The organism is Geobacillus lituanicus, assembly GCF_050994965.1.
Classification (GTDB): Bacteria; Bacillota; Bacilli; order Bacillales; family Anoxybacillaceae; genus Geobacillus; species Geobacillus stearothermophilus.
Map to the genome: position 1 here is coordinate 953553 of NZ_CP194773.1, position 15042 is coordinate 968594.

At 50.1% G+C, this 15042-nt stretch carries 18 protein-coding genes and 1 pseudogene; 13 read left to right on the forward strand and 6 right to left on the reverse strand.

Annotated features, from left to right (window positions below; genetic code table 11):
* Positions 1–9 precede the first annotated feature (9 nt).
* Positions 10–195, reverse strand: coding sequence for a YhzD family protein (locus tag ACR1UW_RS04810; protein ID WP_015374028.1), 186 nt, complete (start codon positions 193–195; stop codon positions 10–12).
* Positions 196–344: 149 nt separating this feature from the next.
* On the opposite strand from ACR1UW_RS04810, the gene ACR1UW_RS04815 reads away from it, so the two are divergent.
* Complete coding sequence (locus ACR1UW_RS04815) at positions 345–1244, forward strand: ABC transporter ATP-binding protein (protein ID WP_050368276.1); 900 nt, start codon at positions 345–347, stop codon at positions 1242–1244.
* On the forward strand, positions 1237–2460 hold the full coding sequence (locus tag ACR1UW_RS04820) for an ABC transporter permease (protein WP_498934727.1): 1224 nt from the start codon (positions 1237–1239) through the stop codon (positions 2458–2460). Before ACR1UW_RS04815 ends, ACR1UW_RS04820 begins: the two co-directional genes overlap by 8 nt.
* 41 nt (positions 2461–2501) lie before the next feature.
* Here ACR1UW_RS04820 and ACR1UW_RS04825 read toward each other — a convergent pair whose 3' ends face one another.
* Positions 2502–3749 (reverse strand): RNA-guided endonuclease InsQ/TnpB family protein, encoded by a 1248-nt coding sequence (locus ACR1UW_RS04825; RefSeq protein ID WP_047819116.1) that lies wholly within the window; start codon positions 3747–3749, stop codon positions 2502–2504.
* A gap of 289 nt (positions 3750–4038) precedes the next feature.
* Here ACR1UW_RS04825 and yhaM point away from each other — a divergent pair, with 289 nt between their 5' ends.
* From yhaM to ACR1UW_RS04850, 5 genes are all read left to right on the forward strand, one after another.
* Positions 4039–5016, forward strand: a complete 978-nt coding sequence (gene yhaM / locus ACR1UW_RS04830; RefSeq protein WP_033013845.1) for a 3'-5' exoribonuclease YhaM — start codon at positions 4039–4041, stop codon at positions 5014–5016.
* A gap of 26 nt (positions 5017–5042) precedes the next feature.
* Positions 5043–5171, forward strand: coding sequence for a hypothetical protein (locus ACR1UW_RS04835; RefSeq protein ID WP_033011579.1), 129 nt, complete (start codon positions 5043–5045; stop codon positions 5169–5171).
* A gap of 107 nt (positions 5172–5278) precedes the next feature.
* A complete protein-coding gene (locus ACR1UW_RS04840; protein WP_033011581.1) occupies positions 5279–5467 on the forward strand; it encodes a sporulation YhaL family protein in 189 nt (62 codons plus the stop codon).
* Between the two features lie 123 nt (positions 5468–5590).
* A complete protein-coding gene (serC, locus tag ACR1UW_RS04845; protein WP_498935259.1) occupies positions 5591–6673 on the forward strand; it encodes a 3-phosphoserine/phosphohydroxythreonine transaminase in 1083 nt (360 codons plus the stop codon).
* 93 nt (positions 6674–6766) lie between these two features.
* The gene (locus ACR1UW_RS04850; RefSeq protein ID WP_237419864.1) at positions 6767–7291 is read left to right on the forward strand and encodes a tryptophan transporter; all 525 of its coding nucleotides are present in this window, start codon (positions 6767–6769) and stop codon (positions 7289–7291) included.
* Positions 7292–7403: 112 nt separating this feature from the next.
* Here ACR1UW_RS04850 and yhzF read toward each other — a convergent pair whose 3' ends face one another.
* Positions 7404–7592 (reverse strand): membrane protein YhzF, encoded by a 189-nt coding sequence (gene yhzF / locus ACR1UW_RS04855; protein ID WP_498934731.1) that lies wholly within the window; start codon positions 7590–7592, stop codon positions 7404–7406.
* A 155-nt stretch (positions 7593–7747) separates the two neighbouring features.
* On the opposite strand from yhzF, the gene ACR1UW_RS04860 reads away from it, so the two are divergent.
* Positions 7748–8353: an HTH-type transcriptional regulator Hpr gene (locus ACR1UW_RS04860; protein ID WP_199170442.1), complete on the forward strand. Its 606-nt coding sequence runs from the start codon at positions 7748–7750 to the stop codon at positions 8351–8353.
* Here ACR1UW_RS04860 and ACR1UW_RS04865 read toward each other — a convergent pair.
* Entirely contained in the window at positions 8346–8687 is a 342-nt protein-coding gene (locus ACR1UW_RS04865; protein WP_033013839.1) for a YhaI family protein, read from the reverse strand. The genes ACR1UW_RS04860 and ACR1UW_RS04865 overlap by 8 nt on opposite strands.
* Positions 8688–8881: 194 nt before the next feature.
* Between ACR1UW_RS04865 and ACR1UW_RS04870 the strand changes: the two genes are divergently transcribed.
* Positions 8882–9061, forward strand: a complete 180-nt coding sequence (locus ACR1UW_RS04870) for a hypothetical protein (protein ID WP_033011590.1) — start codon at positions 8882–8884, stop codon at positions 9059–9061.
* Between the two features lie 75 nt (positions 9062–9136).
* Here ACR1UW_RS04870 and ACR1UW_RS04875 read toward each other — a convergent pair whose 3' ends face one another.
* Positions 9137–9226, reverse strand: coding sequence for a YjcZ family sporulation protein (locus tag ACR1UW_RS04875; RefSeq protein WP_020958800.1), 90 nt, complete (start codon positions 9224–9226; stop codon positions 9137–9139).
* A gap of 256 nt (positions 9227–9482) precedes the next feature.
* Here ACR1UW_RS04875 and ACR1UW_RS04880 point away from each other — a divergent pair, with 256 nt between their 5' ends.
* Positions 9483–10328: a peptidylprolyl isomerase gene (locus tag ACR1UW_RS04880; RefSeq protein WP_050368280.1), complete on the forward strand. Its 846-nt coding sequence runs from the start codon at positions 9483–9485 to the stop codon at positions 10326–10328.
* A 77-nt stretch (positions 10329–10405) separates the two neighbouring features.
* Here ACR1UW_RS04880 and ACR1UW_RS04885 read toward each other — a convergent pair whose 3' ends face one another.
* The gene (locus tag ACR1UW_RS04885) at positions 10406–10828 is read right to left on the reverse strand and encodes an HIT family protein (RefSeq protein ID WP_033013836.1); all 423 of its coding nucleotides are present in this window, start codon (positions 10826–10828) and stop codon (positions 10406–10408) included.
* 477 nt (positions 10829–11305) lie between these two features.
* Between ACR1UW_RS04885 and ACR1UW_RS04890 the strand changes: the two genes are divergently transcribed.
* The 3 genes and pseudogenes from ACR1UW_RS04890 (at position 11306) to ACR1UW_RS04900 (ending at position 14857) form a co-directional block, all read left to right on the forward strand.
* Positions 11306–12043, forward strand: a complete 738-nt coding sequence (locus tag ACR1UW_RS04890; RefSeq protein WP_033013835.1) for an ABC transporter ATP-binding protein — start codon at positions 11306–11308, stop codon at positions 12041–12043.
* Positions 12044–12114: 71 nt separating this feature from the next.
* Positions 12115–13253, forward strand: a pseudogene (locus tag ACR1UW_RS04895) (ABC transporter permease).
* 203 nt (positions 13254–13456) lie between these two features.
* Entirely contained in the window at positions 13457–14857 is a 1401-nt protein-coding gene (locus tag ACR1UW_RS04900) for a hypothetical protein (protein WP_063210517.1), read from the forward strand.
* Positions 14858–15042 lie beyond the last annotated feature (185 nt).

Genomic DNA, 15042 nt, shown 5'->3' on the forward strand with positions numbered 1-15042 from the left:
GTATTTTGATTAGCGGTGAAATAAAATGAGCTTGCCGCTCGCATTGACGCAACGGTGTGTTTTGTCCCAACAGCCGCGCTCACGCAATTTTTGCTCGCCGATTTTTTTCGCTTCTTCATCATTGGCGGCTTCAAACGTTTCATCAAGCAATTTTTCCCCGTCGCGCTCAAACGCGGTCAACGTATACGTCGGCATGTCACCATCTCCTTTCTCTGAATCATCATTCATTTCTCTTTCATTTAGAGGTTGGATCGGCAAATTCCTGCTTTTATCTGAAACTTTTTTTGAGACTGCACGTTTTAATAATGTGGGTGGAAAATTTGTTTTACGTTGGGGGAATGTGGATGAGTTTAGAGATCATTGAGGTGACGAAACGGTTTGGTCAGGCGACGGCCGTCGACCATTTGACGTTGACGGTTCCAGAAGGGGAGATGTTCGGATTGCTTGGGGCGAACGGAGCGGGAAAAACGACGACCTTTCGCATGATTTTAGGCCTTCTGCTCCCGACGGAAGGGGTGATCCGTTGGCAAGGCGAACCGATTGATGACTCGAAAAGCCATCTGATCGGCTATTTGCCGGAAGAGCGCGGGTTGTACCCGAAGCTGAACGTGCAAGAGCAGCTTCTGTATTTAGGGCGGTTGCGCGGAATGAAAAAGACGGATCTTCTTCCGGAAATTGACCGCTGGCTCGAGCGCTTCCATATCCGCGATTACGCCAACAAGCGGGTGGAGGAGCTGTCGAAAGGCAACCAGCAAAAAATCCAGTTTATCGCTGCTGTGCTTCATCGACCGAAGCTATTAATCTTGGATGAGCCATTCAGTGGCCTTGATCCGGTGAACGTGGAACTGTTGAAAGAAGCGGTGCTTGATTTAAAACGGAACGGCACGACCATTGTCTTCTCGAGTCATCGGATGGAACATGTGGAAGAGCTGTGCGAACATGTCTGCATTTTGCGCCGCGGCCGCGCGGTGGTGGCGGGAGCGCTGCGTGAACTGAAACGTTCGTTTGGCAAGCAAATTCTTATCATTCAAGGAGACGGACCGTTTGAACAATTGGCGCGGTTTCCTGGTGTTTTGCAGTGGAAGCGGACGGCGGAAGGGGTGCGGCTGCAAATCGCCAATGAGGAGACGGCGCAAGCGATACTCGGTCATATAGCAGGAAAATTCGCGGTTCGTCTGTTTGCCTTGGAGGAACCGTCTCTGAATGATATCTTTATTGAAAAAGTAGGTGCGGCGTATGAATAAGTTTTTCCTTGTGGCGGTACATACGTATCAGACGAAGCTGAAGGCGAAAGCATTTTTGGTGACCACTGCCATCACTTGCCTGTTGATCATCGGGGTGGCCAACATTCAGCCGATCATTGAGTTTTTCACCGGTGATGAAAAGCCTCATGTCGCGGTCATTGACCGCACGGGATCTTTGTACGGTCCGCTTGCGAAGCAGGCAAACCATAATCAAATCGCGTTGACGAAAATTACGGATATGGAAAACGAAGCGAAAGAAGCGGTCAAAGAAGGCAAATGGGACGGATTGCTCGTCTTGTCGATGGATGCGAAAGGATTGCCGGCAGCGGTGTATTATGCCAATACGATTGTGGACAATCAGACGCCTGAGGAGTTGGAACGAGCGCTAAGCCAGCTGAAAACAGCACTTTCAGCCGCTAAACTCGGGCTGACGGATGAACAAATGGCGGAGCTTTCCAAACCGGTTCCGTTCCAAAAGGTGGCATTGGAAAAAAACGCGAAGACGGAAGAGGAGTTGAACCAAGCGCGCGCTCTTGTTTATGTCCTTCTGTTCGCGATGTATATGTTCGTTTTGATGTATGGCGGCATGATCGCGACGGAGGTGGCGACGGAAAAATCGTCGCGCGTGATGGAAATTTTAGTGTCAAGCGTCCCGCCAGTCCAACAGCTGTTTGGCAAAATCATCGGCGTTGCGCTTGTCAGCTTGACGCAATTTTTCGTGTTTTTCGCCGTCGCGTTCGCCGCGTTAAAAACGAGCGGGCAGGAAGTGTGGCGTTTCCTCGGATTGGATCACCTGCCGGCCTCGATCTTTGTGTATGCACTCGTTTTTTTCTTGCTCGGTTACCTCTTGTACGCGGTGCTGTTTGCCGTGCTCGGTTCGCTCGTCAGCCGGGTTGAGGATGTACAGCCGGCGATTATGCCGGTCATGATGCTGGTTGTCGCTGCCTTTATGATCGCCATGTTTGGCTTGAATGCCCCAGAGTCGGCGTTCGTGACCGGCGCTTCGTTCGTCCCCTTTTTCGCGCCGATGCTCATGTTTTTGCGCATCGGCCTCGTTTCCGTGCCGGGATGGGAAGTGGCGCTTTGCCTTGCGCTTTTGGCGGCGACGATTGCCTTGCTCATTTATTTTGGCGCCAAAGTGTACCGAGGCGGCGTGCTGATGTATGGACGAATGAACATTTTCAAGGATGTGAACTACCCCCACTTAATTTTCTAGCGAAAATTTGAAGTGGGGGCTTCCAAAGAAGTTTGACTGCTTCAAGCAATCCTTATTCTTTGAGGCGTGTCCACTTCGCCGCTAGAGCATAAGACACTCAGGTCTACAGCTTTACTTTTCTTTAAGATGTTTAATGCGCCATTGACATCAGCATTAATTAGTTTGCCAGACTTTGTTCGATACAAGCCGCGCTTAATACGTTTGCCGCTGAACTTATATTCTTTTGGATTGTCGGCATTATATTCAGGAATCTCATCGCCGTCAAAAAAGCTGGCTTGAGACGTATATGATTCTTCCTGTTTCAAGAATTCAATGCCGTAAAATTCACAAAGATATTCTAGTTTTTCTTTTATGTTACCGAGAGGAATATTGACAAAGTTTTGATTTGTCTTTTTTCCTAGATTCATATTGCGTTGCCATGTTTCCGCATAGCCAATGACAAGTTTGCCAATTTGATTTTCAATACAGTAGTTAATGATGTAACGGCAAGTCTTGTTGATATAATCATTCACTTTATTATTGCGATTCATAGCAAGCAAAGCCTGTTTACGAGTGGTGCCTTTGATTTTTTGCTTATCTTTTATGCTTTGAAGTCTGGCATTTTCTTTGTTAAACCATTGATTTATACTTTTTAATCTCCGCCCATCAATGATAAATGATCTGCCGTCTGATGTGACACAAGTGGCAAGATTGTTTAATCCTAAATCAATTGCCAGTGCTTTTTGGTCGTTTAATTCTCTTTGATCTTCAGGCATTTCATATTTGTACTGAATCTCAAAGAACCTGGCATGATGCTTAGGAATGATTTCAATCTGCTTAATCTTTTTGTCCAGTAACACAGGCGGAATCGTTATCGTGATAGGCTTGTGAGTCTTTTTAAATAGGCGAGAATACGGTATCGTGAATTTGTTGCCGTCTATACGAATCTGGCCAATGATCAGTGAATGAAAGCCATCTTTTTTAAGATATTTTGGAATACTGATAGCCTTGTAGTCATATTTTCCTTGTTTGGCAAGACTGATCAAACCAAAGAAAGATTTAAAGGCTTCATTGACCTTTTTTAAAATTTGCTGTGCCATGTTGCTGTTTAACAGCTTATAGTTTTCGTTAGTTTTTGCAAGATGATAATTTTTCTCATAATTAAGAAATTCCTTGTGTTCAAAATAGTATTGTCTGACATTGTACAATCCGACGTTGTACATGTTCTTGGCAATATGGCACAGTTCTCGAAGAGTCAAGTATTCTTCTTTGGTCAAACCATTTAGCTGTTGTTTGATACAAAAATACATTTTTTCACCTCCCATCTAACTATATTATACCATATTTTACTGAATCTATCCTATTTTCAGCAAAATATAGTTAAGGCGATTCATCTCCCACTTACTCCGCTTCGCTTCGTTGAAGTGGGAGTCTTCTCGCCTAATTAAGATAAAACGGGCCATTCAGCTAACAAAAAAATAAACAGTGGACGGGCCGTTTGGGCCAATGTTTCCTTGCCGTTTCGGCAAGGCTTTCTTTTTGCCCTTTGCCCGTTATGATATACTAGAAAATACGTACAGAGAAACGGAGGAGAACGAAGTGGCGAAAGGCATCATCCATTATGAGGTTGGGGAACAAGTTGATCTCTTTTTGCTCATCAAATCCGCAACGAAAGGCATCGCCAGCAATGGCAAGCCGTTCTTAACGTTGATTTTGCAAGATAAAAGCGGCGACATTGAAGCGAAACTGTGGGATGTCTCGCCAGATGATGAAGAGCGGTATGTGCCGGAGTGCATCGTCAAAGTGGCGGGAGACATCCATAACTACCGTGGCAAATTGCAGTTGCGCATCCGTTCGATCCGTCCTGCTCATCCGGGCGATGCGGTGCGCATCGATGACTTTTTGGAGACGGCTCCGCTCGGGCGCGAGGAAATGAAGGCGAAAGTGATGGAATACATATTTGCGATGGAAAATCCAAACATCCAGCGCATTACCCGCTATTTGTTGAAAAAATACGAAAAGGCGTTTTTTGAGTACCCAGCGGCGACGAAAAACCATCATGAATTCATCTCCGGACTGGCGTATCATGTCGTGTCGATGCTTGAACTCGCCAAGGCGCTCGTCCATCTCTATCCGTCGCTCAATAAAGACTTGCTTTATGCCGGCGTCATTTTGCATGACCTTGGCAAAGTGATGGAATTATCTGGTCCGGTATCGACGGTGTATACGCTGGAAGGAAATTTGCTCGGACACATTTCGATCATGGTGAGCGAGATCAGCAAGGCGGCGGAACAGCTCGGCATTCAAGGTGAGGAAGTCGTCATTTTGCAGCATCTTGTGCTCGCGCATCATGGCAAGGCGGAATGGGGCAGCCCGAAGCCGCCGCTTGTCAAAGAAGCCGAGGTGCTTCATTACATTGACAATTTGGATGCGAAAATTACGATGATCGACCGTGCGCTTGAGAAAGTAAAACCAGGTGAATTCACCGAACGCGTCTTTGCCCTTGACAATCGCTCGTTTTACAAGCCGGTGTTTTTATCTGTTTCAAAGCCAAAAAACGCGGGTAGTAAAGAGTAGGGGGCGGATCAAGGGAGGGATGGATCATGATCGAACCGATCATTGAAATCGTCCCGACATCCCAGCACGAACAGGCGAAAGAAACGTTGAGCGAACTGCGCCGACAGTGGAAGAAAGCGAAGAAGAAAACAAAGAAGAAGCGAAACGAAGCATAAGCGTTGTCCCGAGGAAAGAGGCGGTGTCCCCGCCTCTTTCTTCATGCATACAGCTGGCCGTTCACGCGTATAGTGTAGTAAGACAAGCGTACAAGGAGGGGATGGCGATGTTCAGTTTGCCATGGTGGATTTATTTGGTCGTGGCCGGCATTATTTTCAGCGGCTACATGACTGTAAAAACAGCGGCGCGCGAGCGGGAAATCGACGAGGCGTTTATAGAAAAAGAAGGCGAAATTTATATGGAGCGCATCCGTCAAGAACGGGAGCGGCGGAAGCAAGCGAAGTCCTTGCAATAGCCAAGGGCTTTCTTTTTTTGATTTTTGAAAACGCTTTTTTCAAAAAATTCTCTTTCTTTTTTTTTGAATCGTGTTAGGATAGTAATATCAACGGACTACCAGGAGGCAAAGTGAGGGATGACGATGAAACGAGCATACAACTTCAACGCCGGCCCGTCCGCGCTTCCGCTTCCGGTGCTTGAGCGGGCGCAAAAAGAGCTGCTTAATTTTCAAAACACTGGCATGTCGGTGATGGAATTAAGCCATCGAAGCAAGGAATACGAGGCGGTGCACAATGCGGCGAAAGAGCGGCTCAAGCGACTTCTAAATGTGCCGGACGGGTATGACGTTTTATTTTTGCAAGGCGGGGCGAGCTTGCAGTTTTCGATGGTACCGATGAACCTCCTCACGGAAGGGAAAATCGGCTGTTATGTGCTGACCGGGGCGTGGTCGGAGAAAGCGCTGAAAGAAGCGCAAAAAATCGGTTTGACAACGGTTGTCGCGTCGAGCAAAGAAGCGAACTACACGTATATTCCGCCGCTCGATGATGTGAAATGGCCGAAAAACGCCGCCTATGTCCATATTACGTCCAACAACACGATCTTCGGCACTCAATGGAAGGAATTTCCGGACACGCCGGTTGACCTGGTCGCGGATATGTCGAGCGATATTTTAAGCCGTCCGTTCGATGTCAGTCAATTTGCCCTCATTTACGCCGGGGCGCAGAAAAATCTCGGCCCGTCAGGAGTCACGGTTGTCATTCTCCGCAACGATTTGCTGGAGCGCATTCCGGACGGGCTGCCGACGATGCTGGATTACCGGACGCATCAGAAGAGCAATTCGCTGTACAACACGCCGCCGACGTTTGCGATTTACATGTTGTCGCTCGTGCTCGAATGGGTCGAAGAGCAAGGCGGTGTGGCGGCGATGGAAGAGCGCAACCGGCAAAAGGCGGCAGTGCTGTATGAGGCGATTGATGAAAGCGGCGGCTTTTACAAACCGCACGCCGAAAAGGGGAGCCGTTCGCTCATGAACGTCACCTTTACGCTTCCAAATGAGGAGCTGACGAAAACGTTCCTCGCCGAGGCGAAAGAACGCGGGTTTGTCGGGCTCGGCGGGCACCGATCGGTCGGCGGCTGCCGGGCGTCGATTTACAATGCGGTGCCGCTTGAGGCGTGCGAAGCGCTCGCATCGTTTATGAACGATTTTCGCCGCCGCTTTGCCTGAAACTTTCTTCTTCACTTTTGTACTGCAAAGTGATATAATAATAGAAAATTCTCGAGCATGAGAATAGATGAGGAGAGATGAGGAGAGATGAGCATGAATGCCAGAACATTAGTATCGATGGCGCTGTTAGTCGGAATCGGAGCCGTGTTGCACGCCGCCATTCCGGGGTTGTTTTTCGGAATGAAGCCGGATATGATGCTGGCGATGATGGTGTTGGCGATTTTGCTGTTTCCAAACGTCAAGGCAGCCGGTCTTGTCGGCGTCGCCACCGGGTTGATTTCCGCCATGACGACGACATTTCCGGGCGGGCAGCTGCCGAATATGATCGACAAAATCATCACGGCCTTCGTCGTCTTTGCCCTGATCTTTGCGGTGAAAAAGTACAGCCAGACCGTGGCCGGGGCGGCGGTGCTGGCGGCTGTCGGCACCGTCATTTCCGGGGCGGTGTTTTTAACCGCGGCGCTCCTTATTGTTGGGTTGCCGGGTGGAACGACCTTTTCTGCGCTGTTTGTCACGATTGTGCTGCCAACCGCGGCGTTAAATGCGGTGGCCATGGCCATTATCTATCCGATTGCGGCGTCCATTTTCCGGCGGATGAACGTCACAGCACACGTGTAAACGGCAAAAAACCCGATCATGGCTGGTCGGGTTTTTTGCTATCAAACAGGCGGAACGATGCTGGTTTGCAGCTCCTTCCCTGCCTTTATTTATTTGAAAATTCAAACAAACGCTAAGCGTAGCTGAGAAGCCAGGCGGCAAACAGACAAAGCGATGCTATTCCAATATAGCGCAAAGCTTGCTCTTTGAGCAGCGCCTTTGACGGGTACGCCCGCGCTTTCCATAAAGAAAAGAAAGTGTTTATAAAAAGACAGAAAAATACGAATCCGATTGCGGCAAGCATCCATTGTATATACATCATTGCGTTTTCCTCCTGTATGCGGCAGTCTCCTTAGGCTTATTACTATGAATATGCAAAAAAAATCATAAAAATAAATATTTTTGTCTTTATTCTTTTTTGTTTTATTGATATAATAGGAAATAAAAAATACAGTGAGGGAAAGAGTGGGTGGAACGATGAAGGGGACAGAACAGCATTATTCCGTTAAAGAGGCAATGCTATTTAGCCAACGGATCGCCCAGCTGAGCAAGGCGCTATGGAAATCGATTGAAAAAGACTGGCAGCAATGGATCAAGCCATTCGATTTGAACATTAATGAGCATCATATTTTATGGATTGCTTACCATTTTAAAGGAGCATCGATCTCAGAAATTGCCAAATTTGGTGTGATGCACGTTTCGACAGCTTTTAACTTTTCGAAAAAGCTGGAAGAAAAAGGGTTGCTTTCATTTTCCAAAAGGCAAGACGACAAGCGCAATACGTACATTGAGTTGACCGAAAAAGGCGAAGAAGTGCTGATGAAGCTGATGGAAACGTACGACCCGACGAAAAATGCGGTCTTTAATGGGGCGTTGCCGCTGCGCGAGCTGTACGGGAAGTTTCCTGAAATTTTAGAAATGATGTGCATCGTCCGCAACATTTATGGAGACGATTTTATGGAGATTTTTGAGCGGGCGTTTGAGAACATTAAGGAAGACTTTGTCGAGCAAGACGGCAAGCTCGTCAGGCGGACGGCGAAAGCGACAGAGCAGGAGAAAGAGCTGGCCAGCCAGGCTAATTGACGGTTTGAATGAGCATTTTCAGCTCGGTCATCAGCGGCACAAACAGTTGTTGGGCCAACATGGCGTCAACCGTTTGTTCGAGCGGAAGGTTCGGATGGAGCATCCCGGCAAACTGCACGAGCAGAGGGGTGAAAATCGTCAACCCTTCCGCTTTTTGCCGCTCATATTGCTCGGCGAGCTCTTGGCAAAACGATAGGAATGCGTCGACTTCTTCTTTGGTCAAATCAGCGCGGATCACAAGGGAGTAAAACGGTTTTTTCGTTTCATCGACCATTTCCAGCAACAATGACTGGTGAAATTCGAGCTTGGCCACTCGCTTTTCCAACGACTCCATACACCGTGCTCCTTTGGCTGGCATAAAGTGCAACCGTGTTTACGTATATTTTACCGGATTTGTGCGCATTCACCAATAGGGAAAATCGCTTCACCGTATTTTTCGAGAGAAAAAAGATTGATTTCCGGCGGCGGACGAGGTAAAGTTAAAGCCATGGACGGTGTTTGGTGAAGATGAGAAGGAGGGGAAGAGTTTTGGCGCTTTACTTTATCCCTCTGGCAGTGGCGGTTTTATTTTTTGTGAATCAGCTCACCCACTCGCTTTGTGCGCAGCGAGACATCCCGGAGGAGCAGCAGCCGGCGGTTTTCCGGACGATCAACGTACTGATTACGATTTTATTGATTTCTTCTTATTTTGAAGTGTTGTTTACATAACGAGGAGCCGGTGCGGCCGATCGGGAAAGAGGAAGAAAGAGGGTGCTCCCGGTTTCGGGGGACACCCTCTTTTGTTTAGTAGATGACACAGGCGCAGCCGACGATGATCAGCAAAATAAACAGCACAACGATTAACGCAAAGCCTCCGGCATAAGGTGCGCTCATCGTAACACCCCCTTTCGGCGAGAAGAAGCCTGCCGCGGCGCTTCATCTCCATCATATGTATGGCAAGCGTACATGTTATGGGCGGATGACTAAAGCGGAAAGAGGTTTTTTTTTCATTGAAAATATGGTATAGTTATTGTCGTGGCTGAAGAGGCGAGCATGTTGTTTCTTGGGCGAGCTTGGGCGCCATTCGATCTGCGCCGCTTGAAAGCGTGGGAACATTCAATCGAAAAAAGATGTAGGAGTTGTGAAGCGAATGAAAAAATGGATGATGGCCGCTGCCGTCGTTTCGCTCATGGCTTTGTCGGCCTGCAGCAACGACGGTTCGGAAGCGATTGTGGAAACGAAAAACGGCAATATTACGAAAGATGAATTTTATAATGAGATGAAAGAGCGCGTCGGCAAATCCGTCCTTCGTGATTTGATTGACGAAAAAGTGTTGAGCAAAAAATACAAGGTAACCGATGAAGAGATCGACCGCGAAATCGAACGAATCAAGGAAGCGTATGGAACGCAATATGATTTGGCCGTGCAGCAGAACGGAGAAAAAGTGATCCGTGACATGGTCAAGCTTGATTTGCTGCGGACGAAAGCGGCCGTTGAAGACATAAAAGTGACGGAGAAAGAGCTGAAGGAGTATTATGACAACTACAAGCCGAAAATTCGTGCCAGCCATATTTTGGTCAAAGATGAAAAAACAGCAAAAGAAGTAAAGGCGAAGCTTGATAAAGGCGAGGATTTCGCCAAGTTGGCCAAAGAATACTCCCAAGATCCAGGCTCGGCGTCCAACGGCGGCGATTTAGGCTGGTTTGGCCCAGGGAAAATGGTCAAGGAGTTTGAAGAAGCCGCCTATAAGCTGAAAGTCGGCGAAGTGAGCGATCCGGTGAAAACGGATTACGGCTACCATATCATTAAAGTGACGGACAAAGAAAAGAAAAAGTCGTTCAACGAAATGAAAGACGAAATTGCGTTTGAAGTCAAACGGAACAAGCTTGATCCTGCGACGATGCAGTCAAAAGTGGACAAATTGGTGAAAGATGCCGGTGTTGAGATCAAAGACAAAGATTTGCAAGATGTGATCGAGCAGCAAGGAAAACAGTAAAAAAACGGAAGCAGAACATCCCTGCTTCCGTTTTTTTATTTGTGGGCTTGACCTTTCTGCTGTTCAACAACGGGAGATCAGCCGAGCTGCTCGCGAATGGCGGCCGCGATCGCCTGCAGGTCAGCGGGCGTATAGTCGCTTGCATGCGACTTCCAGACCGCGCCAAACCCATCCCCTTTGCCGTAGCGTGGAATGAGGTGAAGATGGTAATGGAACACCGTCTGCCCCGCTTGCTCGCCATTGTTGTTCAATAAGTTGAGCCCGACGGGGGAAAACGCTTTATTCAGCGCGTTGGCGATTACCGGCACGGCGCGAAACAGACGGCCGGCTGCCTCCGGCGTAAGCGTAAAAACGTTTTCTGTATGTACTTTTGGGATGACAAGCGTATGCCCTTTCGTTACTTGGCTGATGTCCAAAAAGGCAAGCACATGCTCGTCTTCGTACACTTTCGCCGCCGGCAACTCACCGTTGACGATTTTGCAAAAAATGCAATCACTCATAGGAACGGTCACCCTTTCCTTTCGTTTTCTTCATTTTACCATAAAAAAACCGGGATGTAATCCCGCATGCGGTTACATCCCGGCTGGTGAAAAGGGGAGAGGATGATTCAATCAAATGTGCGTTTGATGAACACCCCATTTGCGACAAAGTCGTTTAGGCGTGAGCGCTTCCTTTGTTCAACGCGACCATCCCCTTTGGACAGGTTCGTTGCTTCTCAGCAACAGACAGATGGCCCTTGTTCATGAACGGTTTACAACGTCTTGCGGCTCACAACGGTGTCTTTGACGAACACCCCATTTCAGATGGATCGTTCATCAGCCTTTGCTTGGTGAATCCCCATCCCCTCTTCGCTATTTATCATGCCCGCAGAGGCAGTGTTTATGCAGGGAGGGGCAACAAACTTTTTTGGTAAAAACCGCTTCTCTTTGGTACAATGGGGGCAAAAGCCATTTCGCGGTGGAAGGGGTTAGCGGACGATGGCGCTTTTGCAAGTGGATCATATATCCGGAGGGTATACAGCGCAAAACGTGCTTGAGGATGTGACATTTTCGGTTGAGCGCGGCGAAATAGTGGCCTTGATTGGCTTGAACGGGGCCGGGAAAAGCACGACAATCAAACATATTATCGGTTTGATGGAGCCGCGCCGCGGGACGGTTTCGATCAACGGCTATACGCTCGCGGCCGAGCCGGAGGCGTACCGGAAGCAGTTTGCCTTTATTCCGGAAACGCCGGTGTTGTATGAAGAACTGACATTGGAAGAACACTTGCGTCTAGCGGCGATGGCGTACGGGTTGAGCGAGGCGGAATACGAACGCCGCCTTCCTCCCTTGCTTCGCGAGTTCCGCCTCGAGCGGCGTCTTTCTTCGTTTCCGGCCCATTTTTCCAAAGGGATGAAACAAAAAGTGATGATCGTTTGCGCCTTTTTGCTTGAACCGCCTCTTTATATGATCGACGAGCCGTTTCTTGGCCTTGATCCGCTTGCGATTCATGCGCTGCTCGAGCGGATGAATGAACAAAAGGCGAAGGGAGCCGGCATTTTGTTATCAACCCATATTTTAGCAACGGCCGAGCGGTATTGCGACTCGTTTGTCATTTTGCACCAAGGGCGCGTGAAAGCGAAAGGAACGCTTGATGACATCCGCCGCCAGTCCGGGTTGAAACATGCGACGCTTGATGAGGTGTACATTGAATTAACAAAGGATGATGCGCCATGATGGACGCCGGCAAGCTTTGGCAGGAGCGCTTTCGAGCGGAGGGGAGGCGAAGGCTCCGGTACTTGCGTTACATGTTCAATGACCATTTGCTTGTCGGCCTGTTCATCGTGTTGGGTTGGGCGGCGGTCGTGTATAAACGCTCGATCGAACAGCTCCCCCCTCATTTCCGTACCCAGCCATCGCTGCGGCGGTGTTTGGTTGGGCGGCGGCGTCAGGCTCGGTGCGCACCTTGTTTCGTGAAGCGGATATGGTGTTTTTGCTGCCGGCCGAGCGCCGGCTGCGTCCATATATTCGCCGGGCGTTTGTTTTCTCTGCAGTGTGGCACTCCTACGGCCTATGTTTGCTTCTTTTGGCGGCCGGACCGCTCCATGTCCGGTTTTCGCCGGTGCCGTGGCCGCTCTTTTTGCTCGGCATCGTCTGTTTAAAACTATGGAATTTATGGGCGAGTTGGAAGGGGAATTACATCGCTGAACCGTCGTTTCATCGTTGGAGCGCGCTTGTCCGCTTGGGCGCATCGGCGCTTGTCGTGTACTTTTGGCTGGCGGCGGCGCCGTGGCCGTTTTTCGGAACGGTCGCCGCGTTGATGGCCGCTCTTTCCGTCTGCTTATGGCGGTGGACAGAAGGGAAAACATGGAAGTGGGAGCGGCTCATCGCCGAAGAGCAGCGCGCAGCCCGATTGTTTTACCGGGTGGCCAACTTGTTCACGGACGTTCCGGAATGGCGGGAGACGGCGAAGCGGCGGCGTTGGCTCGACCCGTTGCTGGCCTTTATTCCGTACGGGCCGCGGCACGTCTTTTTCCATTTGTATGCACGCACGTTTTTGCGCGCCGGCGGGTACGCAGGGCTGTATGTGCGGCTAACCGCCATCGGATGCGTCGTGCTCGCGGCGGCCGACCATGAATATATGCGGGCGGCCACGGTGCTTTTGGTGTTGTATGCGACCGCTGTTCAATTGGCGGCGCTTCCTCATCGCCACCGTTATTCGCTATGGACGCGGCTGTACCCGCTGCCGCGGACGGAATCGCCCGCCGCTGCCATGCGGCTGTTCGCCATCTTGCTCATCGCGCAAAATACGTTGTTTCACCTTGTATTGGCTGCTGTCTCCCCCCGTTTTCTTTGGCTTGCCACTTGGGTGGGCGGAAACGCGTGGGGGATCTGGGCGGCCGGGCGCTATGGACGCCCGCGCCGGAGGGCCAACGCCGGCTATTAGCGCTTTTCGAGCCAAGGCCGGCGTCTTTCTTTTTTGAAAGGGGCGACGGAAAGCCCTTAACGTGCTGTTTCTGCTTGATGCTCTCCCAGCGCAGCGCTTCTTTTTTGTTTCACACCTTCTTTCCCGCTTCATATGCTGTAGTACACCAGCCCAGGCGCATGTCCGGCGGGCTGGGCTGGAAGTTGGGGGAAAGGGGATTGTGTATGGGTGTAGAGCTTGTGGCGCTGCACTGGATTTACTTGCTGTTTATCATGCTCATTATTGGGTTTATGATTGCCCGCAAAGATACATCGCTCGTTTGCATTGCTGGGATCTTTTTGTTGGCGGCGGTCGCTACCCATTCACTGAGCGCGGCAGTCAGCGGGGTGTTTAACAGTTTTATTTACGCCATTACCGAATTGCTGCCGCCGATTTTGATCATCTCAATCATTGTGTCGATGAGCAAAGTGTTGTCGGCGACCGGCATCAATGATGTCATGGTATCGCCGTTTGTCCGCTTGATCCGCACGCCGGCTTGGGCGTATTGGACGATCGGGATTTTGATGATGGTCATCTCCTGGTTTTTCTGGCCGTCTCCAGCCGTTGCCTTAATGGGGGCGGTGCTGTTGCCGGCAGCGGTCCGGGTGGGCTTGCCGGCGTTAGGAGCGGCGATGGCGATGAACTTGTTTGGGCATGGCATCGCGCTTTCCGGCGATTTCATCATTCAAGGGGCGCCGAAACTGACCGCCGATGCAGCCGGCCTGCCGGTTGGCGACGTCATCGCCGCTAGTGTGCCGCTCGTGTTTGTCATGGGGGCGGTCACGACCGTCACCGCGTTTTATTTGCTGCGCCGCGACATGGAGCAAGGACGTTTGGCGGTCGGCGATGCAGAAATCGCTGCTGCCACGGATTCGGCGCTCGAAAAAACGGAAGGACTGCTCGCCGAGACGGCGAAAAAATGGCTGGCGCTGTTGATTCCGGTGTTGTTTGCCCTTGACGTCATCGCGATGTTTTATTTGCGCTTGCAAGGCGGCGAGGCGACAGCCTTAGTCGGCGGAACCGCGATTTTTATTTTGATCCTCATTTCCGTTTTAGCCCACCGGCAAGAGAGCTTTGCTGAAGTGACCAATTACTTTATTGAAGGATTTCAGTTCGGATTTAAAGTGTTCGGTCCTGTCATTCCGATTGCCGCCTTTTTCTATCTTGGCGATGCCGGATTTGTAAAAATTATCGGCGACTACTTGCCGCAGGCGTCACAGGGCATTGTCAACGATTTAGGGGTCGCCTTGGCTCATGCAGTGCCGCTGAACAACGAAATCGGGGCAGTGACGCTCACGATTGTCGGGGCGATTACCGGTCTTGACGGCTCCGGGTTTTCCGGCATCTCGCTCGCTGGTTCGGTCGCCCATTTGTTTGCGGTCGCCATTGGCGGCGGGGCGGCCACGTTAACGGCGCTCGGCCAGATCGCTGCCATTTGGGTCGGCGGCGGCACGCTTGTTCCGTGGGCGCTCATCCCGGCCGCGGCCATTTGCGGCGTCGATCCGTTTGAGTTGGCGCGGCGCAACTTGATTCCGGTAGCGGTCGGTCTGGCGGTCACAACCGTTGTCGCCATGTTTCTGATCTGACGAAAAAAGCTGTCCTGTGCGGCCAGGGCAGCTTTTTTGGTATAATGGTCATAGGCTGAAAATCGGTCGATTTTTTGACAGTTTGTTTCCTTCTCTATACATAGAGCGGGGAAACCTGTATAGTGAAAAATAGATAAGCAAAAAATCGGAAACGGACAGCTCGATTGGGGAAAAGAAAGGCGGAT

Bases quoted from the DNA above. Each gene is read 5' to 3' on its own strand.
- ACR1UW_RS04835 (WP_033011579.1), top strand. From the start codon at position 5,043: ATGATCGAACCGATCATTGAAATCGTCCCGACATCCCAGCACGAACAG.
- ACR1UW_RS04850 (WP_237419864.1), top strand. From the start codon at position 6,767: ATGAATGCCAGAACATTAGTATCGATGGCGCTGTTAGTCGGAATCGGA.
- ACR1UW_RS04825 (WP_047819116.1), bottom strand. From the start codon at position 3,749: ATGTATTTTTGTATCAAACAACAGCTAAATGGTTTGACCAAAGAAGAA.
- serC (WP_498935259.1), top strand. From the start codon at position 5,591: ATGAAACGAGCATACAACTTCAACGCCGGCCCGTCCGCGCTTCCGCTT.
- ACR1UW_RS04890 (WP_033013835.1), top strand. From the start codon at position 11,306: ATGGCGCTTTTGCAAGTGGATCATATATCCGGAGGGTATACAGCGCAA.
- yhzF (WP_498934731.1), bottom strand. From the start codon at position 7,592: ATGATGTATATACAATGGATGCTTGCCGCAATCGGATTCGTATTTTTC.
- ACR1UW_RS04860 (WP_199170442.1), top strand. From the start codon at position 7,748: ATGAAGGGGACAGAACAGCATTATTCCGTTAAAGAGGCAATGCTATTT.
- ACR1UW_RS04815 (WP_050368276.1), top strand. From the start codon at position 345: ATGAGTTTAGAGATCATTGAGGTGACGAAACGGTTTGGTCAGGCGACG.
- ACR1UW_RS04820 (WP_498934727.1), top strand. From the start codon at position 1,237: ATGAATAAGTTTTTCCTTGTGGCGGTACATACGTATCAGACGAAGCTG.
- ACR1UW_RS04900 (WP_063210517.1), top strand. From the start codon at position 13,457: ATGGGTGTAGAGCTTGTGGCGCTGCACTGGATTTACTTGCTGTTTATC.
- ACR1UW_RS04865 (WP_033013839.1), bottom strand. From the start codon at position 8,687: ATGGAGTCGTTGGAAAAGCGAGTGGCCAAGCTCGAATTTCACCAGTCA.
- ACR1UW_RS04840 (WP_033011581.1), top strand. From the start codon at position 5,279: ATGTTCAGTTTGCCATGGTGGATTTATTTGGTCGTGGCCGGCATTATT.
- ACR1UW_RS04885 (WP_033013836.1), bottom strand. From the start codon at position 10,828: ATGAGTGATTGCATTTTTTGCAAAATCGTCAACGGTGAGTTGCCGGCG.
- ACR1UW_RS04880 (WP_050368280.1), top strand. From the start codon at position 9,483: ATGAAAAAATGGATGATGGCCGCTGCCGTCGTTTCGCTCATGGCTTTG.
- ACR1UW_RS04810 (WP_015374028.1), bottom strand. From the start codon at position 195: ATGCCGACGTATACGTTGACCGCGTTTGAGCGCGACGGGGAAAAATTG.
- ACR1UW_RS04875 (WP_020958800.1), bottom strand. From the start codon at position 9,226: ATGAGCGCACCTTATGCCGGAGGCTTTGCGTTAATCGTTGTGCTGTTT.